The following is a 26,561-nucleotide window of genomic DNA, read 5'->3' on the forward strand; positions in this document are numbered from 1 at the left end:
CAGTCCAGCCACCGCAGATCAGACAGCCAGCAACCGCTCGCGCAACTTGCCAATCTCATCGCGCGTCTGCGCCGCCGCCTCGAACTCCAGGTCGCGCGCCAACTGATACATCTTCTCTTCCAACTGGCGGATACGCTTGGTGATCTCACTCGGCGAGCGCAGTTCGTTCTCGTACTTGGCGCTCTCTTCGGCGGCCTTGGCCATACCCTTGCGCTTCTTGCTGCGCGAGCCCGGCACGGTGGCGCCTTCCATGATGTCGGCAACGTCCTTGAACACGCCCTTGGGCGTAATGCCGTTTTCCAGGTTGAAGGCAATTTGCTTGTCGCGACGGCGTTGGGTCTCGCCAATCGCCCGCTCCATGGAACCGGTGATGCGATCCGCGTAGAGAATCGCCCGGCCATTGAGGTTACGCGCCGCACGACCGATGGTCTGGATCAGCGAGCGTTCGGAACGCAGAAAGCCCTCCTTGTCCGCATCGAGGATCGCCACCAGCGACACTTCCGGCATGTCCAGGCCTTCGCGCAGCAGGTTGATGCCCACCAGCACATCAAAGGTGCCCAGGCGCAGGTCGCGGATGATTTCCACGCGCTCCACGGTGTCGATGTCCGAGTGCAGGTAGCGCACGCGCACACCGTGGTCGGCAAGGTAGTCGGTCAAGTCTTCGGACATGCGCTTGGTCAGCGTGGTGACCAGCACCCGCTCCTCCAGCGCCACGCGCTTGGTGATTTCCGAGAGCAAGTCGTCGACCTGGGTCAGCGCCGGGCGAATTTCGATCTCCGGGTCGACCAGGCCGGTGGGACGCACCAGTTGCTCGATCACACGGCCGGCATGCTCGGCCTCGTAGTTGCCCGGCGTGGCGGACACAAAGATGGTCTGCGGGCTGATGGCTTCCCACTCGTCGAAGCGCATCGGCCGGTTATCCAGCGCCGACGGCAGGCGGAAGCCGTACTCCACCAGGGTTTCCTTGCGCGAACGGTCGCCCTTATACATGGCGCCCACTTGCGGCACGCTGACGTGGGACTCGTCGATCACCAGCAGCGCGTCGTCGGGCAGGTAGTCGTAGAGGGTCGGCGGCGGCGCGCCGGACTCACGGCCAGAGAGGTAGCGCGAGTAGTTTTCGATGCCGTTGCAGTAGCCCAGCTCGAGGATCATCTCCAGGTCAAAGCGCGTGCGTTGCTCCAAACGCTGGGCTTCCACCAGCTTGTTGTTGGCACGCAGGTACTCCAGGCGCTCGGCCAACTCGACCTTGATGCCCTCGATGGCGCCCATCAGGGTTTCGCGCGGGGTCACGTAGTGACTTTTCGGATAAAAGGTGAAACGCGGCAGCTTGCGGATCACTTCGCCGGTCAACGGGTCGAAGGCCGACAGGCTCTCGACCTCATCGTCAAACAGCTCGATGCGGATCGCCTCCAGGTCGGATTCGGCCGGATAGATGTCGATCACATCGCCACGCACGCGGAAAGTGGCGCGGGCAAAATCCATGTCGTTGCGGGTGTACTGCAGGCTGGTCAGGCGGCGCAGCAGCTCGCGCTGGTCGAGCTTGTCGCCGCGGTCGACGTGCAACACCATCTTCAAATAGGTTTCCGGGCTGCCCAGGCCATAGATGCACGACACCGTGGTGACGATGATCGCGTCCTTGCGCTCCAGCAACGCCTTGGTCGCCGACAGCCGCATCTGCTCGATATGGTCGTTGATCGACGCATCCTTCTCGATAAAGGTATCGGAGGACGGCACATACGCTTCGGGCTGGTAGTAGTCGTAGTAGGAAACGAAGTATTCCACCGCGTTGTTCGGGAAGAACGCCTTGAACTCGCCGTACAACTGCGCGGCCAGGGTCTTGTTCGGGGCCAGCACCAGCGTGGGGCGGTTGATCTGCGCAATCACGTTGGCGATGCTGAAGGTCTTGCCCGAACCGGTCACCCCGAGCAGCGTCTGGTGCGCCAGGCCGGCCTCGATGCCTTCGACCATCTGGCGAATGGCCTCGGGCTGGTCGCCGGCAGGTTCAAAGCGGGTGACTAGTTGGAAATCCGACATAACGTACCTCTTGAAGTCACCCCAGACTGTAAACCCGTCGGGGACGAAAAAGACCACAACCCGCGAAGTTTCAGAGCGGACCGTAGGAAAAAACCATGATAGCTGTAGAAGTGGTGGCGAATGTGACGGGTTTCAAGGCAACCGTCCCGCCTGCCGTCATTGATCCATGTTGCAATAAGACTAACGGTCGGCAAATAAACCGAAAAACTTGGCCGAAAAGCCGTTTCGGTTGTCGCCCTCAGCGGTGATGGCCTCTATACTAGCTCCCCGTTTGTGCACCGCTCTAGTGCATTCGGCTGGAGCGCGACACGTCCCTCCCTTCCCCCATAGAGCTGCCGCAAAAATGAGCCTGTTCTCCGCTGTCGAAATGGCACCACGCGATCCAATCCTGGGCCTCAACGAAGCATTCAACGCCGATACACGAACCACCAAGGTCAACCTTGGCGTGGGCGTTTACTGCAACGAGGAGGGGAAGATTCCACTCTTGCGTGCCGTTGCCGAAGCGGAAGCCATTCGCGTGGCGCAACACGCCGCCCGTGGCTACTTGCCGATCGACGGCATCGCGGCCTACGACAAGGCCGTGCAAACCCTGCTGTTCGGCGCTGAATCGCCACTGCTGAACGCTGGCCGCGTCACCACCGTACAAGCGGTAGGCGGCACCGGCGCCCTGAAGCTGGGTGCAGACTTCCTCAAGCAATTGCTGCCAGGCGCCGTCGTAGCGATCAGCGACCCGAGCTGGGAAAACCACCGCGCCCTGTTCGAAACCGCCGGTTTCCCGGTGCAGAACTACCGCTACTACGACGCCGCCACCCACGACGTGAACCGCGCCGGCCTGCTCGAAGACCTCAACGCCCTGCCGCCCCAGTCCATCGTGGTGCTGCACGCCTGCTGCCATAACCCGACCGGCGTCGACCTGAGCCCGGCCGACTGGCAGAACGTGTTGGACGTGGTCAAGGCCAGGAACCTGGTGCCGTTCCTCGACATGGCCTACCAGGGCTTTGGCGACGGTATCCACGAAGACGCCGCCGCCGTGCGCCTGTTCGCCGAATCGGGCCTGACCTTCTTTGTCTCCAGCTCGTTCTCCAAGTCGTTCTCCCTGTACGGCGAGCGTGTGGGCGCGCTGTCCATCGTCGGCGACTCCAAGGAAGAAAGCGCGCGCATCCTGTCCCAGGTCAAGCGCGTGATCCGCACCAACTACTCCAACCCGCCAACCCATGGCGCAGCGATTGTTGCCGCGGTGCTGAACAGCCCTGAGCTGCGCGCCCAGTGGGAAGCCGAACTGGCCGAGATGCGCCTGCGCATCCGTGGCATGCGTGAGCAGATGGTTGCCGAGCTGGCCAAGACTGCTCCGGGCCACGACTTCAGCTTCGTCGGTCGCCAGCGCGGGATGTTCTCCTACTCCGGCCTGACCGTTGAGCAAGTCACCCGCCTGCGCAGCGAGTTTGGTATCTACGCGCTGGATACCGGGCGTATCTGTGTGGCGGCGTTGAACCAGTCGAACATTGCTGCGGTAACAAAGGCGATTGTTCAGGTTCTATAAGCCTGACGGCGTCATACGAAGGGGGAAGCCGATGGCTTCCCCCTTTTTATTGGCGAACCCACTAGACTGAACCCTGATTGCCCCTTTGCTGTGAGAGCCCTATGAGAAACGACGACCTGGACCTGCGCGCCGACCGCGACGAACTGCACGACTACACCCCGCGCGCGCCCCAAGCCAAGCGCCAGAAAAGCCTGGTACTGCAAGTGGCGCTGGGGGTGTTCCTGGGCGGTTTGGCGTTGTGGCTGGTGCAATTGGGCGCGACGGCAATCATGGCCAAGCTGGCCATGGGCACCTTCCAGTTTGGCGGCTAGGCCGACGCCACACCCTGCTCTTCCAGCAACTTCACAAAACTGTTCAAACTCTGCGACACGGTGCCACGGCGCCAGATCAGCCAGGTATGCAGGGTGCGAAAACTGTCCGTCAGCGGCCACACGCTCACCGTGGTAAACCCCGGCATGCTTTCCAGCATGCTGCGTGGCATCAGCGCCAGGCCCGCCCCGGCGCTGACGCAGGCGAGCATGCCGTGGTAGGACTCCATCTCGAAGATCCTCCCCGGCACCGCGCTGTCCTGGGCGAACCAGCGCTCGAAATGGTGCCGGTAGGAACAGTTGGAGCGAAAGGTGTAGATGCTCTCCCCGTTCACATCCTGCCCTCGCGTGATAGGCGCGTGGTGCAGCGGCGCAATCACCACCATCTCCTCCTCGAACACCGCCACGCCTTCCAGGGTGGCATGCAATACCGGCCCATCCACAAACGCCGCCGCCAGCCGCCCCGACAACACCCCCTCGATCATCGTGCCTGAAGGCCCGGTGCTCAGGTCCAACTCGACCTTGGTGTGCTTCTGGTTGTACGCCGCGAGCAGCGCCGGGATGCGCACCGCCGCCGTGCTTTCCAGTGAACCAAGGGCAAACGCGCCCTGGGGCTCCTCCCCCGCCACCGTCGCGCGGGCTTCCTGCACCAGGTCGAGAATACGCCGCGCATAGCCGAGGAAATTCCATCCGGCGGGCGATAGGCGCAGGCGACTTTTCTCGCGGATAAACAACTCCACGCCCAGATCCTGCTCCAGTTGCTTGATGCGCGTGGTCAGGTTCGACGGCACCCGATGAATCAACTGTGCGGCGGCGCTGATGCTGCCTTGCTCGGCAACGGCCTTGAAGATTTCCAGCTGCACCAGATCCAAGTCATTCTCCAATCGTGAACGTATTGCTCAATATTATTCAGTTTCCAGAAAACATGCATCCCCGTAGGCTGACCCTATTCCACTCCTTCAGCCGGACGGTGCCATGAACGCTATTTCCCACCAGACCCACGCCCTGTCGATCAACCCCGCCACCGGCGAAACAGTCGGCAGCTACCCCTACGAAAACGCCGCGCAACTGGACGCCGCCCTCGACCGTGCCACCGCAGCCTTCCGCACCTGGCGCCGCCGGCCGGTCAGCCAGCGTGCCGAACTGCTGCTGGCCCTGGCCGGCGCCCTGCGCGATCAAGCCGAAGAAATGGCGCAGATGATCACCCTGGAAATGGGCAAGCCCATCACCCAGGCCCGCGCCGAAATCGAAAAATGCGCCCAGCTCAGCGAGTGGTATGCCGCCCACGGCCCGGCCATGTTGGCCCCGGAACCCACCCTGGTGGACAACGGCAGCGCCCGGATCGAATACCGCCCGCTGGGCCCGATCCTCGCCGTGATGCCGTGGAACTTCCCGGTATGGCAAGTGCTGCGCGGCGCCGTGCCGACCCTGCTCGCCGGCAACACCTACGTGCTCAAACACGCGCCGAACGTGATGGGCAGCGCCTACCTGATGAAAGCGGCGTTGCAGAAGGCCGGTTTCGCCGAAGGCCTGTTCGAAGTGATCAACGTGACCCAGGACGGCGTATCCACCGCCATCGCCGACCCGCGCATCGCCGCCGTCACCCTCACCGGCAGCGTACGCGCCGGCATGGCCATCGGCTCCCAGGCCGGCGCCGCGCTGAAAAAATGCGTGCTGGAACTGGGCGGCTCCGACCCGTTCATCGTGCTCAACGACGCCGACCTCGACGCCGCCGTGCAGGCCGCCGTGATCGGTCGTTTCCAGAACAGCGGCCAGGTCTGCGCCGCCGCCAAGCGCCTGATCATCGAGGCCGGGGTGGTGGACGCCTTCACCGCCAAGTTCGTCGAAGCCAGCCGCGCGCTGGTGATGGGCGACCCGACCTCGGCCAGCACCTACGTCGGCCCGATGGCGCGCTTCGACCTGCGCGACGAGCTGCACGGCCAGGTCCAGGCCACCCTGGAAGAAGGCGCCACCCTGCTGCTGGGCGGCCACAAAGTCGCCGGTGCCGCCAACTACTATGAGCCGACCGTACTGGCCGACGTCACCGACCAGATGACTTCGTTCAAGCAGGAACTGTTTGGCCCCGTGGCGTCGATCATCACCGCCCGCGATGCCGACCACGCCGTGGCCCTGGCCAATGACAGCGAGTTCGGCCTCACCGCCAGCCTCTTCACCACCGACCCGGTCAAGGCCCGCGACATCGCCAACCAGCTGGACACCGGCGGGATCTTCGTCAATGCGTTCAGCGTGTCCGACCCTCGGGTGGCGTTTGGCGGCGTGAAGAAGAGCGGGTTCGGGCGCGAGTTGTCGCATTTTGGCCTGCGCGAATTCTGCAATGCGCAGACCGTATGGCTGGATCGCAAGTAGCAGCAGTGAACAAATGGCGTTAGCATTCTGTCCACTCGGCTTAACAGCATGTTTTTAGGGTCAGGATCGCACTGTGGAAAAGCTAAATCGCCTTCAAAGCGGAATCGAAGGGCTGGACGCTCTGCTCAAGGGAGGGCTGGTGTCTGGGGCGTCCTACATCATTCAGGGCCGCCCCGGCTCAGGTAAAACCATCCTTGCCAACCAGCTGGGGTTTCATCACGCGCGTAATGGCGGCCGAGTCCTGGTTGCCACGCTGTTGGCGGAATCCCACGACCGCCTTTTCCAGTTCCTCTCTACCCTGAGCTTTTTTGACGCCTCCCGTGTCGGCGCCGAAATCCAGTTTGTCAGCGCCTTCGACACCCTGGAAAACGAAGGCCTCGACGAAGTGGTCAAGCTGCTCAGGCGTGAGATCAGCAGGCAGAGGGCCACTGTCATGGTGGTGGACGGCTTGTTGAACGCGCGCTCAAAGGCTGACTCGCCGATCGACACGAAAAAATTCATTTCCGAACTGCAAGGGCATGCCGCCTTCGCCGGTTGCACGGTGTTGTTCCTCACCAGCTCACGCCTGGATGACGGCAGTCCCGAGCACACCATGGTCGATGGCGTGATCGAAATGGGCGAGGAACTGTTCGGCACCCGTTCCGTGCGCCGTATCCAGTTACGCAAGACCCGCGGAAGCGGCGCGCTCACCGGCCTGCACGAGTGTGAAATCAACGACGACGGCCTGGTGGTGTACCCGCGCCTGGAAAGCCTCTATGGCCGGCCGTCCGCGCCCGACAGCGCCGACCTGACGCGCATCGCCAGCGGTATCGGCTCGTTGGACGGCATCCTCGGCGGCGGGCTGCACAGTTCCAGCGTGACCCTGGTCATGGGGCCGTCGGGCATCGGCAAGACCACCCTGGGCCTCAAGTTCCTCTCGGAATCGACGGTAGACGCCCCCGGCCTGCACTTCGGCTTCTACGAAAGCCCTCAGCGCCTGCGGCTCAAAGGCCAATCCCTGGGCATCGATATCCAGAAGATGGAAGACAGCGGCGCACTGACCATCGCCTGGCAGCCCACCACCGAAGGCCTGCTGGACGGGCTTGGCGCGCGATTGCTGCGCCTGGTCGAGGAAAAGGGCATCAAGCGCCTGTTCATCGACAGCTTGAGCGGCATGACCCGCGTCTCCAACAACCCGGCACGGATCACCGATTTCTACAGCGCACTGATGAACGAACTGCGCGCCAGGGGCGTCACGGTCTTCGCCACGTGGGAGATGCATGATCTGTTCGGCGCGGAGGTCACTTCCCCCGCGTCTGAACTGTCGAGCATTGCCGACAACCTCATGCTTATGCGTTTCTTCGAGATTCAGTCTGAACTTAGAAGGACGCTTTCCATTCTTAAGGTCAGAGACAGCTTTTATGACCCCTCATTATTGGAGGTGGTGATCCGTGACCAAGCCGTTGACTTAAGAAAGGTTTCAACAAATGCCCCCTCAGTTGCATCCAATTCAGCGCTGCCTGGTTCAGCTTTTTAAGTCTTTGGGTAGGTTGAATTGACATGGCCACCATCCTGGTCGTCGATGACGAGTACTTGATCGCCGATATCCTTGCCTACGCACTGGAAGATGAGGGGTTCATGGTCGTCACAGCTGGCAATGGGAAAAAGGCGCTGGAGGTGCTGGAGCGAGAACGGCCGTCGCTGATCATCACCGATTTCATGATGCCGGTGATGGACGGTGAGGAGTTCGCCGAAGCGGTCCGTGCACTGCCGGCCGTCAAGCACCTGCCGATTATCCTGATCAGCGGCGCGCAGGCCCATATCGGCATGCAGCGCTCGGACCTGTTCGATGCGGTGCTGGACAAGCCGTTCGACATCAACAAGCTCATTTCCAAGGTGAAGGAACTGCTGGGGTGACCTCAACTGCGGATATGCCGGCGCACACACTGCACCAGCCCATCCAGCGCCTGCGACTTCACCGGCGCGAGCACGCACACCGTATGTTCCTGCTGGCCTTCCTTCACGGTCAGGGTGTAGTGCACCTGGCCCGGATTTCCGGGCTCTGGCGTGGTGCTCTGCGGCAATTGAAAGAAGTTTGAAGCCTCGATCAGCTGCCGCAACTCTTGCTGGTCCGGCTCGGGCAACGTGTTCAACTCCACCGTACGAGGCTTGGTCAAACCCGGAAAAAACGCCGGCCCGCCGTTTTCCTTGATCGAAATTTGCATGGCTGTTCCTCACGTCAGACGTTAATGCCAACCGCTTTCCAGCCCTCCTTGACCGCCTTGTGCTCATCCTTGTTCGCGCCGTAGAGACGACCGGCGATATCGTAGGTTATACGCGCAAAACGTAAAAACCCCGAGTTAGGCCGCAACCGCGCATCGCGCAGCGCGTCATACCAGATACGTCCTGCACGCTCCCAGGCAAACCCGCCAATCCGGGTCGCCACCTGATAGAACGCATGGTTGGGAATGCCGGAATTGATATGCACCCCGCCATTGTCCTCGTAGGTCTGGACAAAATCATCCATATGCCCTGGCTGAGGGTCCTTGCCCAGCAGCTTGTCATCGAACGCGGTGCCGGGGGCCTTCATCGAACGCAGGGCGACGCCTTTGATCTTCTTGGTGAACAACCCTTTGCCGATCAGCCAATCGGCGTCTTCGGCCGTTTGCTTCAAAGCATACTGCTTGATCAGTGAGCCGAACACGTCCGAGAGTGACTCGTTCAGCGCGCCGGACTGATTGAAATACATCAGCTTGGCCTCGTCCTCGGTGACGCCGTGGGCCAATTCATGGCCAATCACATCGAGGGCCACCGTGAAGCGGTTGAACAACTGCCCATCGCCGTCGCCAAACACCATCTGGGTCGAGTTCCAGAACGCATTGTTATAGTTCTGGCCAAAGTGCACGGTGGCATCCAGCGCCATGCCGGCGTCGTCGATGGAGTTGCGGTCGAACACCTCTTCGAAAAAATCGAACGTGGCACCCAAGCCGTCATAGGCTTCGTCCACGGCGGCGTCGCCACTGGCGGGCTGGCCTTCACCGCGGATCAGCTTGCCCGGCAGGCTGTCGGTGCCTTCGGCGCTGTAGATCGAGCGCCGTTTGCCGGCGCCCATGACCAAGGCCATGTGGGCCGGCCCCTTGGCGGGCACTGCGACCATGCGCAGCGAACGGAACGTGCTGTCCTTGGCGCGGGTGCGCAGCGCGATGTCGCGCTGGGCCTTATCACCGTGACGCGCGATCTGGTCGAGCATGTACGGCGGGATCAGGCAGAAAATCGGGTTGCGTTGGTGGCGATCACACATTAGCTGGCTCCCTGTTGGCATATGGTGTAGCTCCGGTAACCGTTTGAGGATAGCCCCCCAGGGTTAACCCGTGTCATCAATTGTCATCAATCTATGTTGCAGTCGTGTTTATCCAAGGAGGACTTACCCATGCCAGCCCGCAAAGCCAAAATCGATCTTGCGCACCGCCCACGACTCGCCGATCTGCGCCCGTTGATCGCGACCAATCCCACCCTGATGGAAGCCCGGGCGGCGACGCCCCGTGTCACTGCGGCCAAGGATCTACAGGACCGACGCGGCTACGCCGAGGATTTTCTCAGCAGCTTCGCGGTGCCCTGGCCCACCGCCGATGAGGCATTGGCGGATGACGTCCAACCGCTGCGCCTGGACTACACGCATTTCTCGGTGACGATGTCCCGTTCCCGACGACTGGCGCTCTACGTGGGCGTCAATATCGATGGCGGGCAGCATGTGGAGATAGTCCGCAGCAACGACACCTGGGCCTACGACGGGCGCCTGCCGATCAGCGCCCAGGTGGGCGAAGAGCTCTATGCCAGCAATGGCCTGGATCGCGGCCACCTGGTACGGCGCCAGGATCCCAACTGGGGCGACGCGGCAAACACCGCCAACCTCGACACCTTCCACTTCACCAACTGCTCGCCGCAGATGAGCGGGTTCAACCAGAAGACCTGGCTGGAACTGGAAGACTACATCCTCAATAACACGCAACGTTGGAAAGCCCGGGCAACGGTGTTCAGCGGCCCGGTGTTCGCCGACGACGACCGCCTTTACCGTGGCATCAGAATCCCCAAGGCGTTCTGGAAAGTGGTGGCCTACCTCAGCGATGACGGCAAGCCCTCCGCCAGCGCCTATATGATCGACCAAAGCCGCGAGCTGGGTCAGCTCGACCTGATGTTCGGCCAGGTCAGGACCTACCAGCGCAGCGTGATCCAGATCGAACAATTGACCGGCATCCGCTTCGCCAACCTGGCGGACTACGACGGTTTCAGCAACGAAGAGCGCGCCACGGGCACGCGAATTGAAGCGCTGATCCGCGGCCCCGAGGATATTCGTCTTTGACTGGGCGCCCTTCGGGCTGTATCGCCTCGCCCTAATCAACTACCATACCGCGCCGGTTCCCGAATGGGACTAATAGGGAATCCGAAGCGCGGTACACCGCGTCAATCGGAACTGCCCCCGCAACTGTAGATGCCGAGCCTGCTCCCCACTGCCACTGGACCGCGTCCGGGAAGGCCGGAGCGTGGCGACGACGCATCAGTCAGGAGACCTGCCGGCCCAGTAATCACTAACCGGCGGGGTGTCCGGGAAGGACCTCCTTGCCTGCCCGTTCGGCAGCGTTCGAGGGCGTATTTCCGAACCGTACCTCCCCTGTTTCCACGTACGGTCCACACGGAGATTGCCTCATGCTGCCACGCGTTACCGCCCTGATCAGCGGCCTGGGTTTCTGCGCCCTGGCCCACGCCGCCCCCACGCATTACCCGCTGACCCTGGAAAACTGCGGCAGCCCCCTTACTTTCCCGCAGGCGCCCGCGCGCAGCGTGACCATCGGCCAGGCCGCCACCGAAATGCTCTATGCCCTCGGCGTGGCTGACCGCGTGGTGGGCACTTCGCTGTGGTTCAACAGCGTGTTGCCGCAGTTCAAGGCGCAGAACGACAGCATCGAGCGCCTGGCCAACAACGAGCCCAGCTTTGAAGCGGTAATCGCCAAGCGCCCGCAACTGGTGGCCGCCGAGCTGGAATGGGTGGTGGGCCCGCAAGGCGTGGTCGGCACTCGCGAGCAGTTTCACGACCTGAAGATCCCCACCTACCTGCTGCCCTCCGACTGCGAAGGCAAGGACAACCTGGTGGGCGCCGACGGCACGCGGCTGGAGCCGTTCCGTATCGAGACCATCTACAAGAGCATCCGCCAGCTGGCGCAGATTTTTGACGTACAGGATCGCGGCCAACAGTTGAACGATGAGCTCAAGGCGCGCCTGGCCCAATCCGTGGCCACCGTGCAGAGCAAAGGCCTCAAGCAGGCCAGCGCGCTGGTGTGGTTCTCCAGCGCCGAACTGGCCAGCGACCCCTACGTGGCCGGCCACAAGGGCATTCCGGAATTCATGCTCGAAACCCTCGGCCTGCACAACGTGGTGCAATCCGATGAGGAATGGCCCGCCGTCGGCTGGGAAACCCTCGCCAAGGCCAACCCGACCTTCCTGGTGATCGCCCGCATGGACCGCCGCCGCTACCCCGCCGACGACCATGAAAAGAAACTCGCCTTCCTGCGCAGCGACCCGGTCACGCGCAACATGGACGCGGTGAAAAACAACCGCATCATCATCCTCGACGCCCTGGCGCTGCAGGCCAGCATCCGCATGTTCGACGGCCTTGAACACCTGGCCACGGCCATCGACGGCTACGACCTGCCGCAATGATCCGGACCTTACTCGCCCTGGCGCTATTGCTGATCGCCGTGCTCGCCGGCGTGGCCATCGGCGAAACCGCCATCTCGCCCCAGGTGGTGCTGCAGGTGCTCGCCAACAAACTGTGGGCGGCCGGTTACGTGCTGGACCCCATCGATGAAGGCGTGGTGTGGAACTACCGCCTCACCCGTGCCCTGGTGGCTGCCGCCTGCGGTGCGGGGCTGGCCACCTGCGGGGTGATTTTGCAGTCGTTGCTGCGCAACCCGTTGGCCGATCCGTACCTGCTGGGCATCAGCGCCGGCGCTTCGACCGGCGCGGTGCTGGTGGCGCTGATGGGCGTGGGCGGCGGGCTGATTTCACTGTCGGCCGGCGCCTTTGTCGGCGCGATGGCGGCGTTTGCCCTGGTGATCCTGCTGGCGCGGGCCAGCGGTTCGTCCAGCGGCACCGGGCAGATCATCCTCGCCGGCATCGCCGGCTCGCAGCTGTTCAATGCACTTACCGCGTTCCTGATCACCAAGTCCGCCAGCTCCGAACAGGCGCGCGGCATCATGTTCTGGCTGCTGGGCAACCTCAGCGGCGTGCGCTGGCCATCGGTGTGGCTGGCGGTGCCGGTGGCGGTCACCGGCCTGGCGGTGTGCCTGTGGCATCGTCGCGCGTTGGATGCGTTTACCTTCGGCACGGATTCGGCGGCCTCCCTGGGCATCCCGGTGCGCCGCGTGCAGGTTGTGCTGGTGGGGTGCGCGGCGCTGGTGACGGCGGTGATGGTGTCGATTGTCGGCTCCATCGGCTTTGTCGGCCTGGTGATTCCCCACGCGGTGCGCCTGCTGCTCGGCACCGGGCATTCGCGCCTGCTGCCCGCCAGTGCGCTGGGCGGCGCGTTATTTTTGATTGCGGCCGATGTGTTGTCGCGCACCTTGATCAAGGGCCAGGTGATTCCGGTCGGCGTGGTGACGGCGCTGGTGGGCGCGCCGGTGTTTGCGCTGATCCTGATTGGCCGGAGGAATGCGCGATGAGCGTACTGAGTTGCACCGGCCTGGGCTTCAAGGTGCGTGAGGTGGAGTTACTGCGCGATATCCACCTGGAGGTTCAGTTGGGGGAAACCCTGGGGATTGTCGGGCCCAACGGCTCCGGCAAATCCACCCTGCTCAAACTGCTCGCCGGCCTGCGCACACCGGCCAGCGGCGACGTGCGCCTGGGCGGCCAGCGCCTGGGCGACCTGTCCCGCCGCGCCATCGCCCAGCAGCTGGCGGTGGTGGAACAACAGGCCGACACCGACGACGCCATCCGCGTGTTCGACGCCGTGGCGCTGGGCCGTACACCGTGGCTGTCGGCGCTGAGCCCGTGGTCCGGCGACGACGACGCCATCGTGCGCCAGGCCCTGCATGATGTGGACGCCACCCACCTGAGCCACCGCGCCTGGCGCAGCCTCTCCGGCGGCGAGCGCCAGCGCGTGCACATCGCCCGCGCCCTGGCGCAACGGCCGCAGATCCTGTTGCTGGACGAGCCGACCAATCACCTGGACATCCAGCATCAACTGGCGATTTTGAAAGGCGTGCAAGGCTTGCCGGTGACCACCCTCATCGCCTTGCATGATCTCAATCAGGCGCTGACCTGTGATCGCCTGGCCGTGCTGGACCGTGGGCGCCTGGTCGCGCTGGGCAAGCCGCTGGAGGTGCTGACGCCACAGCGGCTACAGGAGACCTTCGGGGTGCAGGCGCATTACCTGACGGACCCGTTCGATGGGGCGCAGATACTGCGGTTGCGGTCTAACTGAACAGGACATCCCCACTACACCGGATCCTAATGTGCGAGGGGGCTTGCCCCCTCCCACATTGGATCTACAGAGGCCTGCGCATATGGGCCGTCTGCCGGCTTAAGCCGGTACCCGATCTATCCGCCCTGAATAACACCCTTGCCTGGCGTTATGCACATGAATGTAGCTGACCTCGGGATTGGCCAACATCCGTTCAATCAAGGGCTCAATCACCTGCCCTTCCACGACATCTGCATCCACCATCATGCCTTCCTCGGAAAATGCCCGCAGGGACAGCAGCCGGATTCGCATCACCTCAGGCACCTGGTTAACCGCGTCATAAGCCTGCGTCGCCCCCTCGCGGATGAAAATCGCGTGCGACGCACGGTACGGCGAATGCGCCGGCTGGCTGACGTGATTGAGCAACAGCACGCTCTGCCCAACCTGAACGTCTTTCATCTCTATGCGGTCGGGAAAACCGGGGTGACGGTCGACTCGGTAACGCTTGATCCCTCGCGCGGCAAGCTCATCGTCGGGCAAACCAAATACACTGAGAAATGGATCGGGAGCAAGGCCCGTAATGCGGAAGTTCATGGTGGGCGCCTCTTAGGGTGAGCCCTATGAGACGAGCACCTGGACAGCGGTGGCTATCCGATTCTTGCGGTGATATTCACGGGCGGCTGGCTCGCTCGTAGCAAAGGTAGTCGTTCGAATCTATGCCCACACAGACAAACCCGGCACGCTCATACATCAGCCGGGCAGGGTTATCGGAACGTACGCTCAATCGCAACTTCAAGAAGTTATTCTGCCCAGCCGCCGCCGCGTAAGTGTCCAGCAACGTCCGACCGATCCCCTGGCGTCGGTGAGCGTCACTGACGTTGATCGTACACAGCTCGGCAACCCCCTCCTCTGCCGTCCACAGCGAATAACCGGCGAACTCCCCGCCCAGCATCGCGATCGTCAAGCGTTCGAAGTTTTCGACCCAGCGCGTAAGGTGGCGCTCCAACTGGAGCCGCCAGGCTGCTTCGTGGTCGGGCTCCCAGCGGCGGATGTAGTCCTGCTCTCCCCGATAGATCGACGGCAGATCGGTCACCGTCGCCGGCCTCAACGTCAGCGCGTTCACTCACGCAACTCACACACAGCGCTGCCCTTCATACCGGAGGCATGTACGCTCACGTGGCGCACGGAAAAACCGGGCTTGTCCACGAGTTTCCTCTCTTCCCAGGCCCCACCGCTGGCGACCTGATAACCAATGGCGCCGTCCGCTTGCCAGGTCAGGCGCAATGTATACACACCGCGTTGGTCGGGGGCCCGATGGAAGAAGGTGTCGATGACCGGCTTGGCTTTGTTGAAGGTGCGCAGTTGGAACAAGCGCTGGTCACTGTCGGCTGGCGTGTAGCTGGAAAGAAACAGGGTGTCGTCCTCGGCAGCGTCCTCGGCCGCCGCAAGAATCACCGACGGCACCCACTTTTCGCCGCGGTCCTGGTTGTCGGTGGTGACCTTGCAGGTCAACTGGCCTGTTCCGGTGACGTTCTGACGCAGAACGGTTTCATACATCCCATAGGGCACGTCGAACGTCAGTGTTTTTTCGGTGACCTGGCCACAGCCTGCCAGCAGATACAGCGCCGATAGACCGATTGCTCCTTGAAGAACCTTCACGTGCTTTCCTTTGCTTGGGGGGAATGTTGGGAGAAAAGAGGGTACCCGGCCTGCTGATAAAAGATAAGGAGGTTGTGGTGAATCGGTGCTTTCTGTGGGAAGCGGGCTTACTCTGCACTGGCTGGTTTTGGGGCTGCTTCGCAGCCCAACGCGAGCAAGCTCGCTCACCACAGAGGAATGGGTGAGCCTTAAAGAGGCGCCTATACAGTTATGCCTGTTCGCCATCAATGCACTGAGTGATCCACTGTCGGCTATAGGCCAACACCCCATCCGCCATCGCCACCGGAAAATGAATAAACCCATGGGCCGACTCCGGCAACAGGTGTGCTTCAGCGTTGGGCCACCGCTCAGCAATCAGCAGCGTATCGTCTTTGAGCGGGTCCAACTCCCCGACAAACATCAACGCCGGGGGCAGCCCTTCAAAGTCACCATACAACGGCGACAACGGCGGCTGTCGGCGCTCATCATCACTCAGCCCCGGCGTGAGCATGCGCAACGCTTCCACCATCCCCGGCCCGTCCAGCAGCAACGTTTCAGGCCCGGCCGCACGTACGCTCGGTGTACCGCTCAGGTCATAAACGCCGTAATACAGCACCGCGCCGCTTATGCGCTTGAGCAGTTCCGGCCATTGCTTGAGGGCCAGCAACGTCGCCGCCGCCAGATGCCCACCGGCCGACTCACCGACGACGATCACCGGCAGCCCGGCAAATTCATCATCCGTGAGCAACCAACGTGCGGCGTTCAGGCAGTCTTCCATCAAGCCTTCAACCGGCGTATCCACCGCCAACCGATAATCCACCGACACCACCGCGACGTCGCACGTCTGCAGCATGCCCAGGTTGAGGTCGTCATCCATCTGCGCATTGCCGATCACCCAGCCACCGCCGTGGATATCCAGCACCACGCCCTTGGGCTTGCCGCTCGGCCGCAGGATGCGCACCGGGACGTTGTCGACAATCCGGCTTTCAGCCGGTATGGCACGCTTGAGCGTTTGACTGACGCGCAACAGCGCCTGGATCAAACGCGGCGTAACGCGATTGCGGATCTTGAAGCGCGGCAGCCAGGCGAGCTTCTGATTGAAGCGGCGCATCTGCGCCAGTTCCGCCTCGCTGGCGGGCCACGGTTGGCGAGCCATCAGCGGTTATTACGCAGGATCGAGAAATTCAGTGCCGCCGCCACACACAGCCACGCCAGGTACGGGAACAGGATCAGGCCGGTGATCAGGTCCAGGCGCACGGCCAGTACCACCATCGCCGCCACGGTGATCCACAGCAACACGATGATCACCATCCCGGCCAGGAGGCGATGCGCGCCGAAAAATACCGGCGTCCACAGGGTATTCAGGGCAATTTGCGCAGCCCACAGCGCCAGCACCATTTGGCTGCCGGGGATCAGGCTCAAGCGATAGCCGGCCCAGGCCAGCAGCAGGTAGATGATCGTCCAGGCCACCGGGAACAGCCAATTGGGTGGGGTGAAGCTGGGTTTGACGAGGGATTCGTACCAGGCGCCGGGTTTGAAAATGACGCCGGTACTGGCGGCGGCGGCGCAGGCAAGCAGGAAGATAAAGAAGGTCATCGTCTGTCCTTGGCGGAAGTGATTTGAAGCTTGGACGTGCGACACCTACCTAAAAGTTCAGCGCCAATTCATTCCGGTATCTCCAACCCGACAATCCTCAGCCAAGGCCACCGCGCCTGATAACTGCGCGCCTTCTGCTCAAACAACGCCTGCTCCGGATGGAGTGGATTAATCCGCAAAATCCCCCGAGCCACATCCTCCAACCCATACGGCGCATACACCTCGCCCGTGGCAATCTCCAAGCCGATGCACGTACCGGCCACCAGATAACGGTCGACCCCGTCGCGCGCCGACTGCAACTGCGGGTAAGGCCGACCAAAGCGCTGAGCGTACCAAAGGTGCACCCGCGCCTGGTTCTTGACCTCGACATTCACGCCCAGGTCTTTGAACAGTTCATCCGCCGCACGAATTACCACATCCTCCGCCTCGTAGGACAGGTCGGTGTCGAAGTAAAAAACGTCGTAATCCTTCACGCCCTGAGCAGCCGGCAGATTCGCCTGATGATTCCACACCGCCTGGAACAGGCAGCCCGCGGTGAGCATGCACTGGTCCACACCAAGGTCAGGCAGGCGCGCAGTGATTTCGGCGTTGATGGGGTTGGCCATGGCCAGTTCGAGCAGGGTGTCGACGGTCAATGTCATGGAGGCTCCTTCATCATCGGTACGGTCCTGGAGAGCAACGGTACAACATTGAGCGCTGGCGCCGCTTCTTCACGTCATCAAAATTCGCTAAGGTGCCGCGATGCCCAGCCCTCACCGAGACCGCCCGCCTTGGCCCACTCCCCCGCTGATCGCCGCGAAAATCCCTGGTCGGTGTTCCTGATTTTCCTGCGCCTGGGCCTTACCTCCTTTGGCGGCCCGATTGCGCACCTGGGTTATTTCCGGGACGCGTTCGTGACCCGGCGGCGCTGGCTGAGCGAGCGCAGTTACGCGGACTTGGTCGCGCTGTGCCAATTCCTGCCCGGCCCCGCCAGCAGCCAGGTCGGCATCGCCCTCGGCCTGTCGCGCGCGGGGTACGGCGGCGCATTGGCGGCGTGGCTCGGGTTTACCTTGCCGTCCGCCGTGCTGCTGATCCTGTTGGCCTTGGGCATCACCCGACACAGCACCGCCATCCCGCCCGGCGCGTTGCATGGCCTTAAAGTGGTGGCCGTCGCCGTGGTCGTCCAGGCCGTGTGGGGCATGGCGCGCAACCTGTGCACCGACGCCCCGCGCGTGGCCGTGATGCTGCTCGCCGCCTGCGTGGCCCTGCTGCAAACATCGGCGTGGGGTCAGGTCTGCGTGATCCTCATCGCGGGCATGGCCGGCCTGCTGCTGTTCAAGCCCACACCGCCCACCGCGCACGACGCCCTGCCCGTGACCATCAGCCGTCGCGCCGGGGCGCTATGGCTGTCGCTGTTTGTGCTGTTGCTGGCCAGCCTGCCGATCCTCGCCCAGTTGATGCCCAACCCAACCCTGGCCGTGACCGACGCCTTCTACCGCACCGGCGCGCTGGTATTCGGCGGCGGCCACGTGGTGCTGCCCTTGCTGCAAGCCGAAGTCGTGCCCCGCCACTGGGTGAGCAACGACGTGTTCCTCGCCGGCTACGGCGCCGCCCAAGCCATGCCCGGCCCGTTGTTCACCTTCGCCGCATTCCTCGGCGCCTCGATGACCCAAGCGCCGAACGGCTGGCTCGGCGGCCTGCTCTGCCTGCTGGCGATCTTCACACCGTCGTTTTTACTGGTGCTGGGCGCACTGCCCTTCTGGGAAAGCCTGCGCCGCAGCCCGCGCACCCAAGCCGCGCTGGCGGGTGTGAACGCGGCGGTGGTCGGCCTGTTGCTGGCGGCGCTGTACCAACCGGTGTGGACCAGCGCCATCTTCACCGCCCAGGACGTCGCCCTGGCGCTGATTGGCCTGGTGTCGCTGATGGTGTGGAAACTGCCACCGTGGCTGGTGGTTGTAGGAAGCGGCGCGGCGGGATGGTTATTAAGTCTTACGGTGTGAGCCGCCCAGCCACCGCGCCGTGCTCCGGCTGATGATCAGCCTTTCAACTCACCCGCCCGATGACCCGCCGCATCGTCGTAAGCCACATACAACGACTCGGCGATTTGGCTTTTGATAGCCTTGGTGGACTCCAGTCCCAACACAAAACCTTCCGCCTTACCGCCGGCACGGTTGAGTTCTTCGGGGGTGGACGCGCCGGTGATGGCGTCAAGCAGCTTGATGGCGTGAGGGCCTACACCCTTGGGAAGGCTGATTTGGTCGATGGACATGGGCGATACCTTGAAAGAGAGAGATCGGTAGCGCGTGGAACCACTGCCGGGGGTGGCATGGTAGACCGTTATACGCCGCAAGGGGCTGTTTTCCGGGTGAGCCTGATGCCCCCTTTAAACTCAAGACGCCTTCACCATGTCATTTAGCTATCATGCATCACCCCGGCCTCGCGTCATCGCGCGGGCCCCGCACACTTCATCCAACAAAGACCAGGGACAGGCAATGCCGCCATTCAAGACACTGCTCGCCGCCAGCCTGCTGCTGCTCGCGTTCATGCCGGCCACCGCCAGCGCCGGGCTCTACAGTTCCGATAAAAACAACTTCGGCACCCTGAAAACCAGCCTCACCGACGCAAGCAAGTACCGCTACGCCACGCTGGTGTCTACCACGGTCGGTGGTGACAACTTTGAAACCCTGCACCGGCTTGCCCGGATCTACGCCGACATCCTGGAAAAGGACATGGGCGTTCCCGTCAGCCTGTACGACACCGACGCCCTGCAGCTGAAAAACATCGAAAACTACCGCACTTCGGCCATCGAACAGATCCAAGACAAAAACTTTAACGCCACAGTGCAGACCTGCGCGGTCGCCAGCACCTTCCTGTACCCGTCCACGGTCTCAAACCTGCTGCGCATCATGGCTCCCGACATGGTCATCACCCGCAACGACCCCGCCGTGCATGCGCAATTGGTCGATGTGTCCAAGCACTTCCTGGCGCAGGACCTGGGTGTGTTGATGAAAATGTGCGAGGCCGCCCCTTCACGCCAGCAAATCGGTGCGTTCAAGGCGTTTTTGGAAGCGCTGCAAAAAGAACAACCCTACATTGCCAGCACCGCACGCCTCAGCCAGCATCGCGTGCAGGCCAACGCCGAACAAACCAGCGAAGACGCCCGACGCGCAGAGATCGACCGGCAGGCATGGGCGCGCAAGGCCGAGCAAGATAAGGCCTACCAAGCCGCCGAAGACGCCCGCGACGCAAAAAGCCTCGCCGACCAAGCCGCCGTCCGCGAGGAAAAACGACTCAAGGCCCAACGCGACGAAGCCGCCCGCCAACAAGCCCTGGCCGCCCGCACGCCCGAGCAAGTGAATTGGGATAACCAACGCAACGAAGACGTGCAGCAATGCTACAAATATTCCGCCATGAACAAAGTCGCCACCGACGCCAACAACCAAGGCTTTTCCATCGAAAAAGCCGAGCAATACCTGGTGGATGCCAGGGGCCTCAAAGGCCAGGATGCCCAAGATATGCGGAGCATCATCCGAGTGGTGCGCTTGACTCACGCCAACGACACACCGAACCAAGCCTTCACAACTGAATACGACCGCTGCCTGGCGCTACGGGCCAAGAAGCATGCGGCAGCTGCAGCGAACTGACCAAGGCAAACGCTCCCCCCTGTGGCGAGGGAGCTTGCTCCCGTTGGGCTGCGCAGCAGCCCCCCAACCATTCGCAGCACAGATGAACAACAGAGCCTGGCCACCCCGTGCACATTCGCCCCTAAGCGGGTGCTCCAATTACGGCATGGAAATCCTGTATTCGGCGAGCTTGGCCTTGTTCTCCTGCTCCAGGTACTTCTTGTCGACGATCTGCGAGAACTTCATGAAGTCGGCCTTGGCGTCTTCCCTGTTGCCCAAATGGTCGTACGCGATCCCGCGCGCATAATAGGCCCAGGCGTAGTCCGGCTGGCGCTGAAGGCCGGTACTGAATGCTTCGGCGGCCTCCCGGTACTGACCCAGGTCTGTCAGTGCGAGGCCCAGATGATAGTAGGTCGGCATATTGAAGCCGGCCCCCTTTCCTGCTTCTCCCATTCCGTTGTCAAGGTTGAACTGCACGAGCTCAAGGGCTTTTTTCGGGTTACCAGCGGCGCGATACATGGCGCTCAAGTCCAGGTAGGCGCGCGGCTCAGGCTTGACCACCAGTTGCATGGATTTCTCCTTGGCGGCCAAGGCTTCGGGAAAGCGCTTGAGGTTGAGGTAGGCGTCGGCCTGCACCGCATAAATCAAACTATGCAGCGAGGCAGGCAGCGTAGCTTTCTGCAGGCATAGATCACCTTCCTGCAGCACCAGGGGGTAGTTTTCGGCTTTGGACGCCTTTAACTGATTAGCGCAGTGGGCAAGGTTGGCTTTTTGCGGGTTCTGCATCCCTGCACAACCGGTGAGGAGGGCGGAGCAGGCAATCAGTGCGAGCCAGCGAGTATTCATGATCAGCATCCTTGTCAGTCGAGCAGATGAGCGTTGAGGTCAGGGCGATAGACCTGCAGGAGCGGCGCGGTCACGGTGCCTTGCAGCGAGCAGAACACGGTGGTGTGTCCCACGAGCGACGGTGACGTGTCGCCCGCGTCGACCATCAGCACACGGTCTACGAAACCAAACGGCGTAGCGACGCCGGGACCGGTCAGCCCTTCGGTGCGCCATTGGCCGATCGGGTCACCGACACGGCGGATTTCGGCGCGGGTAATGGCTTTGCCCTGGCTGACAAAACGGGCGTTATCAACGATCAGCGGCTTGAGCTTTGCGGCCACCTCTTGCGGCGAGCCATCGGCTACAAAACCCCAGAACAGAAAATTGCCGACGTCCTTGATGGTTTGGGCCTGGTTGTAATAGCCGACCATACGCACGCCGTTAACGATCAGGGGCGTTTCGAAGTGTTGGTAAGTGCCACCTTCCTGCAGCGGACTCATGATGGTCGGTGCCTTGACCGAACCGTAGTCACTCAGGCGCAAGGTACCTGCTGGCAAGCGCGCATCGCGCAGGCTCTCGAAGAAGTGCGCATCGCAACGAGAGAACTCAGTCAACAGTTGTTCGGGCGTGGTGACGGTACGGGCGTGGACAGTGCAGGCGACGGCGAGCAATGCAACGCCGGAAAAAAGAGAGCGGAACATTAAAATCATCCGTGAAGTGGGAACAAAGGCTGTCGGCGGGTGAGTGGGAAACTTTAGCAATACGGGCCTGCCGGAGAATACCCGTGTGCGGCTGGTCCGGCCCTGCACGGCATAAGCTATCCTGCGCTGCGACATGCACCGCCTGTCACAGACTTTCGAGCAATCTTAAAAACGGCGCACCAGGAGAGCTGCATGTTGATCGGCCATCGCTTCGAGCGCACCGTCCAGGGTGACCTGCACATCCACTCGCGCAACCGGGTGCAAAGCGCATTCGTGCTGCTGACCGGTGCAATGGCCTTCATCCTGCCGTTGGCCTTCGTCGTGTTGGGGTTCAGCGCTGAAAATGCGTCACTGGCGGACCTGGACCCACTCTCGTCGCTGCTGATCGTGCTCGGGCTGCTGCTGATTCCTGCCCTTGGCCTGCTGCTGATGGTGTACACCGGCACCCGCGAAACCTTGCTGTTATCGCGGCACAGCGGTGAAGGCACGCGCCGCACCCGTAACTTTTTCGGCCGCCGCGAGCGGGTGCAGTCGGTGTTCAGCATCAACGCCCCCCATGCCCTCGAACTTCGCCGCCGCCCACAGGCCGAGCCGGTCTATACCCAGCTGTGGCTGGTGATGCGCGATGGCAGCGAGCAGCGTTTGACCACCGACAACGTGCCGGTGGTGCCGGGCAGTCAACGCACCGACAGGTGGCTGTATGAGCTGGCCGACTACCTGAACGTGCCGCTGCCCACCGAGGTCGTGGTCGATCCGGCGGCCAGGGCGACCGCCGCCTACAGGCCCGCTCCCGCCTGCGCCAGAGCGGTGAAGGGGGTCAAGCCGAAGGGGAAAGAGCTCACGTCTTCACACGAATCGAGCGAGAAACTCGGCCTTCCCGCCCGCGCCCTGCTCACCCTGCTGGGAGCGTTCCTGGCGGTGCTGGAGTTGACTCACGTGATCGCATTGATGCGTGCGCTGTTGACCGGACGGCTGCGGGTTAGCGGGCTTCGAACGGGGTCGACAAGTTTTTACTGGGCTGAGCAACCGATGGTTTTTTCATTCAACCTGCTTGTCGGCATCGCCGAGGTGCTGATTATCGGGCTGATCGCCTGGGGTTGCCTGCGCACGGCGATACTGGGCCGGCTGAAAGCCAATCCCAGATGAGTACTGCCACCCGCTTGCGCACGCTGCTATTCTCAGGCGTTTGGCTCCTGCAGACTCTCCATGCCCCTGACCCATCGCGAAACCGCCCGCCTCGACCGCCGCCTCATCGCCACCCTCACCGACGCCTGCGAAACCGCCAAGACTGAAATCCCCGGCTTCGACTGGCTGACCCACACCGTCGACTACAGCGCCTTCCCCCAAAGCCTGCGGGTGATCTGGGTGTTCGACAGCCGCGCCAGCAAGGAACACGCCCTCTCGACCGGGGCAGACACACGCATGCGTGAGCTGACCGCCGCCGCGCTCAACGATGCGGACGTGCACGGCGCGCCCATGGAGCGCTGCGTACACTTCGACTCCGAGGAAGAATGCCGCCTGCGCCATGACGGCGATTGGCGCGTGCGCCTGGCCAAGGTGCATACGGCCAAGGTGTGAGTGCGCATCTTCCTGGCGCCGGTTGTACAGTGGGCTGGGCATCTGCGAGCTTTCGCGATGTTCGCTGCACGGCTGCATTTTTACCCCACCAGGCAGGTCACGCCTGCGTACTGAACCGCTGTATTCCACGCCGCTCATACATCGCCGCTTCCGTCTCTTGCGTCGCCAGTTCGCCTTTGGAGGCCAGTTGATTAATAAAAATCCGATCCCTGGACCCTTTGAAGTCAGACGGGTCGAAGTCTCTTGAGAGCGGCGCCAGATCAATGGTCTTGGCGAAGTTTTCGTTAGTCAGGCTGTAAAACCCCAGGCCCGACCAGACCGAATCGGCGTCCACCGTGTCGATGGCGGCATCGCGGTAGGCAACGGCTGCGGTTTTCAGGCCCAGGGATCGGTTGAGCAAATCCGTCAGCCGCTGGGTATCCGAGCTGCTGAGCTGGCTGGCTGAATCCAGCACTTTCAGGCGGCCATCGGCTTCGACGGTGAAGCCGTATTTTTTGCCGGCCAAGTCGGGAGCAGTGGTCGACAGCGCTGACTCGAATGCCTTGAAGGATGCCTTCAGCGTATTGAGCGCGCCGGTGGAAATTTCGACGAGCCGAGGGTGGTCTGGCGACTGGGTCCGACCGACCCAGACGTCGACCACCTCCGGCGGTTCCACCGTGGTGCTTGCTGATCCACTGGGATGGTAGACGGCCGCCGGGGCGGCGTTTGCCAACGCTTCTTTCGTGGCATCTGTCAGTGGCTGGGCCACGAGCTTCTGGTCGGAAGGTGTAAGGCTGGTGTTGGCCGGCGGGAGATAGGCAGCGCTGACGGAAAGAGCCATTTCATCGATCCTTGATTGGCGGGTTCATACAGGTTATCGCCGGAAATCGGCCGAGCTTGAGGCGTCCAACCTGCAGGATCGTACAAGCCAGGCGCCCCGTGGCCTCGATAATCTGGCCGTCTTACCTACCAGAGGATGGATCATGGCTACGTCACAGCACTCGGCACAACCGGTAAACCTCGCGCAAAAGGCATCGCTCATCGACGCGCAGTGGAGCCCCAGGGTCGTCGCCGAAATGAACGACTACCAGTTCAAGGTGGTGCGCATCGAAGGGGAGTTCATCTGGCACTCGCACCCGGAAACCGACGAAGCGTTCCTGGTGCTCGAAGGGACGCTGCGTATCGATCTGCCGGAAGGACCGGTGTATGTGGCGGCGGGCGAGTTGTATGTAGTCCCGCGTGGCGTTGAACATCGGACCGCCGCCGAAGGTGAGGCGAAGCTGATGATGATTGAGCCTCGAGGCATCTTGAATACCGGCCATGAAGGCGGCGAACGTACGGCCACGAATGATCTGTGGATCTGAAAAGTGGCGCGGGTGAACCCATAGCCTTACAGCGTGAGGCTCTTGTAGTGAGCGGGCTTGCCCCGCGCTGGGCTGCGAAGCAGCCCCCATAAAGGCGCTGGGATTCTCCTGTCAGAACTCCGTGTCTGGTTTGGGGCCGCTTCACAGCCCAGCGCGGGCGGTGCGACGATTCGACAAGCCCGCTCACCACAGAGATCGGTGGCAGCCGTCAAAGGTGTATAGATACTCTCCGCCATTGAACCGAGCCTTTAGCGGGTAATTTCTGGATAATGCCCAGCTCCCGCCCCGATACGGACATCCCGCCCGATGAAGTTGCCTACCGCTGCCCTCCTCCTCGCCTCTGCGCTGCTGCCTTCCATCGCCCACGCCGACGACGCCGCGCTGACCGACACGTTCAAGGCCTTCACCCGCTGCGACGCGACGTTCTTCAGCCGCCTGAACAGCCACCGCGACGCCTGGCAGGCCTACGCACCGCTCAAGCAGGACAAAGACTTCGCGTGGATCGCGGTGGTTAACCGCGCGGACCGCAAGGCCAACGCGGTGCCGGTCAGCACGCCGCCGATCGCCGGCTTGAAGTTGTTGTCGTACGCCGACGAGGCCACCGACCTCGGCAACCTGGGGCTCTACTATTACTGGGGCTTTGTTGTGCAAGGCAACATCGACGAGGTTGCCCAACGCCTTGCCCCGCTGCTCGACCAACCGGCTCGCCTGCAAAAAGGCGACGGCGCCTACATCCGCAGCGAGCTCAAGGTCGGCGACCGCTGGCAGGCCATCAAGCCACGGCCCGGCACCGCGCCAGGCACCCGCGAAGTCGAGCGCGTGCTGCTGGTAGAGCCCGAGGGCAGCGACGGCACGCAATCGCGCATCAGTTGTTCGTTGCAGGGTGGTGTCGATGCGGCGCTGCTGGCCTGGTCGCGTCCAGACATCCAACCGGTGGACTACCCGCGCACTATCGTGGAACCAAGCATCAACGACGTCGCCGTTCCCGCCAGCGTGCTTCAGCGCCTCGACTCGGCCCTGCTGCAGCCGAAGTTCAAGACGTTGAACTACACCTACCTGTCGAAAAAAAGCGATGGCAGCAACGACACCCCCACCTCGGTGACCTTCACGGCGGTGGGTGGCTTGCTGAACAAGAACGAGATATACAGCGACACCTTCCATGTCGAGCGCCTGGTGCAGGCGGACCTGATCCAGTTGAAGTCGAAGATGAACGGCGTGGGCGACGGCCAGGTGCTGCTGACCCGCGAAGCCGAGCTGAGTATTCCGAGCAGCTGGACGCCTGGCCAGACGCTGAGCGCCAACCTGCACATGGCGAACGTGCCCGGCAAACCGACCGATACCCCGCTCGAGACCTCCGTGAGCTGCAAGATCGGCCAGCGCTTCCCGGCGCGACAGGTGTTTACCTCGTTGACCGGCGACGCCATTAAGCTTGAGTGCGAGCAAGGCGACTACAAGACCTCGCGCGCGTTTATCGAAGACCTGGGCATTGCCCTGACGCTGGCAACGACCTCGAGCAAAATGCGCTCGGCGTATGAATACACGGCGTTCGAGGTGGTGCGTTGATCGAAGGGACGTTTGCCAAGCAAACATCCCG

General features: G+C 62.4%; 29 protein-coding genes and 1 riboswitch. Of the genes, 15 read left to right on the top strand and 14 right to left on the bottom strand.

Features of this window, described 5'->3' with window-relative positions:
- Window positions 1-18: 18 nt before the first annotated feature.
- A complete protein-coding gene (uvrB, locus tag BM416_RS04830; protein ID WP_027604059.1) occupies window positions 19-2,034 on the bottom strand; it encodes an excinuclease ABC subunit UvrB in 2,016 nt (671 codons plus the stop codon).
- 343 nt (window positions 2,035-2,377) lie between these two features.
- On the opposite strand from uvrB, the gene BM416_RS04835 reads away from it, so the two are divergent.
- Both BM416_RS04835 and BM416_RS04840 read left to right on the top strand, forming a co-directional pair.
- Window positions 2,378-3,574 (top strand): amino acid aminotransferase, encoded by a 1,197-nt coding sequence (locus BM416_RS04835; protein WP_092486077.1) that lies wholly within the window; start codon window positions 2,378-2,380, stop codon window positions 3,572-3,574.
- Window positions 3,575-3,675: 101 nt separating this feature from the next.
- Entirely contained in the window at window positions 3,676-3,885 is a 210-nt protein-coding gene (locus tag BM416_RS04840; protein ID WP_016970937.1) for a hypothetical protein, read from the top strand.
- On the opposite strand, the gene BM416_RS04845 is transcribed toward BM416_RS04840, so the two are convergent.
- Window positions 3,882-4,754 carry a putrescine utilization regulator PtrR gene (locus BM416_RS04845; protein ID WP_092486080.1) on the bottom strand — a complete coding sequence of 291 codons (873 nt, stop codon included), beginning with the start codon at window positions 4,752-4,754 and terminating at the stop codon, window positions 3,882-3,884. The two genes, BM416_RS04840 and BM416_RS04845, sit on opposite strands and share 4 nt — an antisense overlap.
- Before the next feature lie 103 nt (window positions 4,755-4,857).
- Here BM416_RS04845 and BM416_RS04850 point away from each other — a divergent pair, with 103 nt between their 5' ends.
- From BM416_RS04850 to BM416_RS04860, 3 genes are all read left to right on the top strand, one after another.
- A complete protein-coding gene (locus BM416_RS04850) occupies window positions 4,858-6,249 on the top strand; it encodes an aldehyde dehydrogenase family protein (RefSeq protein ID WP_092486083.1) in 1,392 nt (463 codons plus the stop codon).
- A 73-nt stretch (window positions 6,250-6,322) separates the two neighbouring features.
- Window positions 6,323-7,765 carry an ATPase domain-containing protein gene (locus BM416_RS04855; RefSeq protein WP_092354933.1) on the top strand — a complete coding sequence of 481 codons (1,443 nt, stop codon included), beginning with the start codon at window positions 6,323-6,325 and terminating at the stop codon, window positions 7,763-7,765.
- 23 nt (window positions 7,766-7,788) lie between these two features.
- Window positions 7,789-8,145 (top strand): response regulator, encoded by a 357-nt coding sequence (locus tag BM416_RS04860; protein WP_092486086.1) that lies wholly within the window; start codon window positions 7,789-7,791, stop codon window positions 8,143-8,145.
- A gap of 2 nt (window positions 8,146-8,147) precedes the next feature.
- On the opposite strand, the gene BM416_RS04865 is transcribed toward BM416_RS04860, so the two are convergent.
- On the bottom strand, window positions 8,148-8,453 hold the full coding sequence (locus BM416_RS04865) for a protealysin inhibitor emfourin (RefSeq protein WP_027604053.1): 306 nt from the start codon (window positions 8,451-8,453) through the stop codon (window positions 8,148-8,150).
- Window positions 8,454-8,467: 14 nt separating this feature from the next.
- On the bottom strand, window positions 8,468-9,529 hold the full coding sequence (locus tag BM416_RS04870; protein ID WP_092486089.1) for a M4 family metallopeptidase: 1,062 nt from the start codon (window positions 9,527-9,529) through the stop codon (window positions 8,468-8,470).
- Window positions 9,530-9,658: 129 nt separating this feature from the next.
- On the opposite strand from BM416_RS04870, the gene BM416_RS04875 reads away from it, so the two are divergent.
- The 4 genes from BM416_RS04875 (at window position 9,659) to BM416_RS04890 (ending at window position 13,705) form a co-directional block, all read left to right on the top strand.
- Complete coding sequence (locus BM416_RS04875) at window positions 9,659-10,588, top strand: DNA/RNA non-specific endonuclease (RefSeq protein ID WP_092486092.1); 930 nt, start codon at window positions 9,659-9,661, stop codon at window positions 10,586-10,588.
- 36 nt (window positions 10,589-10,624) lie between these two features.
- A riboswitch (cobalamin riboswitch) is annotated at window positions 10,625-10,819 on the top strand.
- Between the two features lie 113 nt (window positions 10,820-10,932).
- Complete coding sequence (locus BM416_RS04880; protein ID WP_092486096.1) at window positions 10,933-11,943, top strand: ABC transporter substrate-binding protein; 1,011 nt, start codon at window positions 10,933-10,935, stop codon at window positions 11,941-11,943.
- Window positions 11,940-12,944, top strand: coding sequence for a FecCD family ABC transporter permease (locus BM416_RS04885; protein ID WP_065940391.1), 1,005 nt, complete (start codon window positions 11,940-11,942; stop codon window positions 12,942-12,944). Before BM416_RS04880 ends, BM416_RS04885 begins: the two co-directional genes overlap by 4 nt.
- Entirely contained in the window at window positions 12,941-13,705 is a 765-nt protein-coding gene (locus BM416_RS04890; protein WP_092486099.1) for an ABC transporter ATP-binding protein, read from the top strand. Before BM416_RS04885 ends, BM416_RS04890 begins: the two co-directional genes overlap by 4 nt.
- Before the next feature lie 99 nt (window positions 13,706-13,804).
- On the opposite strand, the gene BM416_RS04895 is transcribed toward BM416_RS04890, so the two are convergent.
- From BM416_RS04895 to BM416_RS04920, 6 genes are all read right to left on the bottom strand, one after another.
- Window positions 13,805-14,278 carry a DUF1203 domain-containing protein gene (locus BM416_RS04895; RefSeq protein ID WP_092486102.1) on the bottom strand — a complete coding sequence of 158 codons (474 nt, stop codon included), beginning with the start codon at window positions 14,276-14,278 and terminating at the stop codon, window positions 13,805-13,807.
- Between the two features lie 76 nt (window positions 14,279-14,354).
- On the bottom strand, window positions 14,355-14,807 hold the full coding sequence (locus BM416_RS04900) for a GNAT family N-acetyltransferase (RefSeq protein WP_092486105.1): 453 nt from the start codon (window positions 14,805-14,807) through the stop codon (window positions 14,355-14,357).
- The gene (locus BM416_RS04905; RefSeq protein ID WP_256577443.1) at window positions 14,804-15,343 is read right to left on the bottom strand and encodes a hypothetical protein; all 540 of its coding nucleotides are present in this window, start codon (window positions 15,341-15,343) and stop codon (window positions 14,804-14,806) included. The genes BM416_RS04900 and BM416_RS04905 overlap by 4 nt, the downstream gene beginning before the upstream one ends.
- 208 nt (window positions 15,344-15,551) lie before the next feature.
- Entirely contained in the window at window positions 15,552-16,478 is a 927-nt protein-coding gene (locus BM416_RS04910; protein ID WP_092486108.1) for an alpha/beta hydrolase fold domain-containing protein, read from the bottom strand.
- On the bottom strand, window positions 16,478-16,918 hold the full coding sequence (locus BM416_RS04915; RefSeq protein WP_065925072.1) for a tryptophan-rich sensory protein TspO: 441 nt from the start codon (window positions 16,916-16,918) through the stop codon (window positions 16,478-16,480). Before BM416_RS04915 ends, BM416_RS04910 begins: the two co-directional genes overlap by 1 nt.
- Window positions 16,919-16,986: 68 nt before the next feature.
- Window positions 16,987-17,559, bottom strand: a complete 573-nt coding sequence (locus BM416_RS04920; RefSeq protein ID WP_092486111.1) for a nucleotidyltransferase family protein — start codon at window positions 17,557-17,559, stop codon at window positions 16,987-16,989.
- 129 nt (window positions 17,560-17,688) lie between these two features.
- Here BM416_RS04920 and chrA point away from each other — a divergent pair, with 129 nt between their 5' ends.
- Window positions 17,689-18,897, top strand: coding sequence for a chromate efflux transporter (gene chrA / locus BM416_RS04925; RefSeq protein ID WP_092486114.1), 1,209 nt, complete (start codon window positions 17,689-17,691; stop codon window positions 18,895-18,897).
- Window positions 18,898-18,932: 35 nt separating this feature from the next.
- On the opposite strand, the gene BM416_RS04930 is transcribed toward chrA, so the two are convergent.
- Window positions 18,933-19,166 (bottom strand): hypothetical protein, encoded by a 234-nt coding sequence (locus BM416_RS04930; RefSeq protein ID WP_074847337.1) that lies wholly within the window; start codon window positions 19,164-19,166, stop codon window positions 18,933-18,935.
- 223 nt (window positions 19,167-19,389) lie between these two features.
- On the opposite strand from BM416_RS04930, the gene BM416_RS04935 reads away from it, so the two are divergent.
- Complete coding sequence (locus BM416_RS04935) at window positions 19,390-20,541, top strand: hypothetical protein (protein WP_092486117.1); 1,152 nt, start codon at window positions 19,390-19,392, stop codon at window positions 20,539-20,541.
- Between the two features lie 138 nt (window positions 20,542-20,679).
- Here the strand turns inward: BM416_RS04935 and BM416_RS04940 are convergent, their stop codons facing one another.
- Both BM416_RS04940 and BM416_RS04945 read right to left on the bottom strand, forming a co-directional pair.
- Entirely contained in the window at window positions 20,680-21,366 is a 687-nt protein-coding gene (locus tag BM416_RS04940) for a tetratricopeptide repeat protein (RefSeq protein WP_174562739.1), read from the bottom strand.
- A gap of 14 nt (window positions 21,367-21,380) precedes the next feature.
- Entirely contained in the window at window positions 21,381-22,046 is a 666-nt protein-coding gene (locus BM416_RS04945; protein ID WP_092486120.1) for a hypothetical protein, read from the bottom strand.
- Window positions 22,047-22,238: 192 nt separating this feature from the next.
- Between BM416_RS04945 and BM416_RS04950 the strand changes: the two genes are divergently transcribed.
- Together BM416_RS04950 and BM416_RS04955 are read left to right on the top strand one after the other, a co-directional pair.
- A complete protein-coding gene (locus BM416_RS04950; RefSeq protein WP_092486123.1) occupies window positions 22,239-23,192 on the top strand; it encodes a hypothetical protein in 954 nt (317 codons plus the stop codon).
- Window positions 23,193-23,252: 60 nt separating this feature from the next.
- Window positions 23,253-23,624, top strand: a complete 372-nt coding sequence (locus tag BM416_RS04955) for a hypothetical protein (protein ID WP_092486126.1) — start codon at window positions 23,253-23,255, stop codon at window positions 23,622-23,624.
- Between the two features lie 97 nt (window positions 23,625-23,721).
- Here the strand turns inward: BM416_RS04955 and BM416_RS04960 are convergent, their stop codons facing one another.
- Window positions 23,722-24,444 (bottom strand): hypothetical protein, encoded by a 723-nt coding sequence (locus BM416_RS04960; RefSeq protein WP_092486130.1) that lies wholly within the window; start codon window positions 24,442-24,444, stop codon window positions 23,722-23,724.
- Between the two features lie 142 nt (window positions 24,445-24,586).
- Here BM416_RS04960 and BM416_RS04965 point away from each other — a divergent pair, with 142 nt between their 5' ends.
- Window positions 24,587-24,967 carry a cupin domain-containing protein gene (locus BM416_RS04965; RefSeq protein ID WP_027604035.1) on the top strand — a complete coding sequence of 127 codons (381 nt, stop codon included), beginning with the start codon at window positions 24,587-24,589 and terminating at the stop codon, window positions 24,965-24,967.
- A 306-nt stretch (window positions 24,968-25,273) separates the two neighbouring features.
- The gene (locus BM416_RS04970) at window positions 25,274-26,530 is read left to right on the top strand and encodes a hypothetical protein (RefSeq protein WP_092486133.1); all 1,257 of its coding nucleotides are present in this window, start codon (window positions 25,274-25,276) and stop codon (window positions 26,528-26,530) included.
- The last annotated feature ends 31 nt before the right edge of the window (window positions 26,531-26,561 follow it).

Origin of the sequence: Pseudomonas sp. NFACC42-2, assembly GCF_900116055.1 — a bacterium.
Taxonomy (GTDB): Bacteria; Pseudomonadota; Gammaproteobacteria; order Pseudomonadales; family Pseudomonadaceae; genus Aquipseudomonas; species Aquipseudomonas marginalis.

Coding starts and splice junctions, on each gene's coding strand:
- uvrB (WP_027604059.1), bottom strand. CDS start 2,034: ATGTCGGATTTCCAACTAGTCACCCGCTTTGAACCTGCCGGCGACCAG.
- BM416_RS04835 (WP_092486077.1), top strand. CDS start 2,378: ATGAGCCTGTTCTCCGCTGTCGAAATGGCACCACGCGATCCAATCCTG.
- BM416_RS04840 (WP_016970937.1), top strand. CDS start 3,676: ATGAGAAACGACGACCTGGACCTGCGCGCCGACCGCGACGAACTGCAC.
- BM416_RS04850 (WP_092486083.1), top strand. CDS start 4,858: ATGAACGCTATTTCCCACCAGACCCACGCCCTGTCGATCAACCCCGCC.
- BM416_RS04860 (WP_092486086.1), top strand. CDS start 7,789: ATGGCCACCATCCTGGTCGTCGATGACGAGTACTTGATCGCCGATATC.
- BM416_RS04865 (WP_027604053.1), bottom strand. CDS start 8,453: ATGCAAATTTCGATCAAGGAAAACGGCGGGCCGGCGTTTTTTCCGGGT.
- BM416_RS04870 (WP_092486089.1), bottom strand. CDS start 9,529: ATGTGTGATCGCCACCAACGCAACCCGATTTTCTGCCTGATCCCGCCG.
- BM416_RS04875 (WP_092486092.1), top strand. CDS start 9,659: ATGCCAGCCCGCAAAGCCAAAATCGATCTTGCGCACCGCCCACGACTC.
- BM416_RS04880 (WP_092486096.1), top strand. CDS start 10,933: ATGCTGCCACGCGTTACCGCCCTGATCAGCGGCCTGGGTTTCTGCGCC.
- BM416_RS04885 (WP_065940391.1), top strand. CDS start 11,940: ATGATCCGGACCTTACTCGCCCTGGCGCTATTGCTGATCGCCGTGCTC.
- BM416_RS04890 (WP_092486099.1), top strand. CDS start 12,941: ATGAGCGTACTGAGTTGCACCGGCCTGGGCTTCAAGGTGCGTGAGGTG.
- BM416_RS04895 (WP_092486102.1), bottom strand. CDS start 14,278: ATGAACTTCCGCATTACGGGCCTTGCTCCCGATCCATTTCTCAGTGTA.
- BM416_RS04910 (WP_092486108.1), bottom strand. CDS start 16,478: ATGGCTCGCCAACCGTGGCCCGCCAGCGAGGCGGAACTGGCGCAGATG.
- BM416_RS04915 (WP_065925072.1), bottom strand. CDS start 16,918: ATGACCTTCTTTATCTTCCTGCTTGCCTGCGCCGCCGCCGCCAGTACC.
- BM416_RS04920 (WP_092486111.1), bottom strand. CDS start 17,559: ATGACATTGACCGTCGACACCCTGCTCGAACTGGCCATGGCCAACCCC.
- BM416_RS04930 (WP_074847337.1), bottom strand. CDS start 19,166: ATGTCCATCGACCAAATCAGCCTTCCCAAGGGTGTAGGCCCTCACGCC.
- BM416_RS04935 (WP_092486117.1), top strand. CDS start 19,390: ATGCCGCCATTCAAGACACTGCTCGCCGCCAGCCTGCTGCTGCTCGCG.
- BM416_RS04940 (WP_174562739.1), bottom strand. CDS start 21,366: ATGAATACTCGCTGGCTCGCACTGATTGCCTGCTCCGCCCTCCTCACC.
- BM416_RS04945 (WP_092486120.1), bottom strand. CDS start 22,046: ATGTTCCGCTCTCTTTTTTCCGGCGTTGCATTGCTCGCCGTCGCCTGC.
- BM416_RS04950 (WP_092486123.1), top strand. CDS start 22,239: ATGTTGATCGGCCATCGCTTCGAGCGCACCGTCCAGGGTGACCTGCAC.
- BM416_RS04955 (WP_092486126.1), top strand. CDS start 23,253: ATGCCCCTGACCCATCGCGAAACCGCCCGCCTCGACCGCCGCCTCATC.
- BM416_RS04960 (WP_092486130.1), bottom strand. CDS start 24,444: ATGGCTCTTTCCGTCAGCGCTGCCTATCTCCCGCCGGCCAACACCAGC.
- BM416_RS04965 (WP_027604035.1), top strand. CDS start 24,587: ATGGCTACGTCACAGCACTCGGCACAACCGGTAAACCTCGCGCAAAAG.
- BM416_RS04970 (WP_092486133.1), top strand. CDS start 25,274: ATGAAGTTGCCTACCGCTGCCCTCCTCCTCGCCTCTGCGCTGCTGCCT.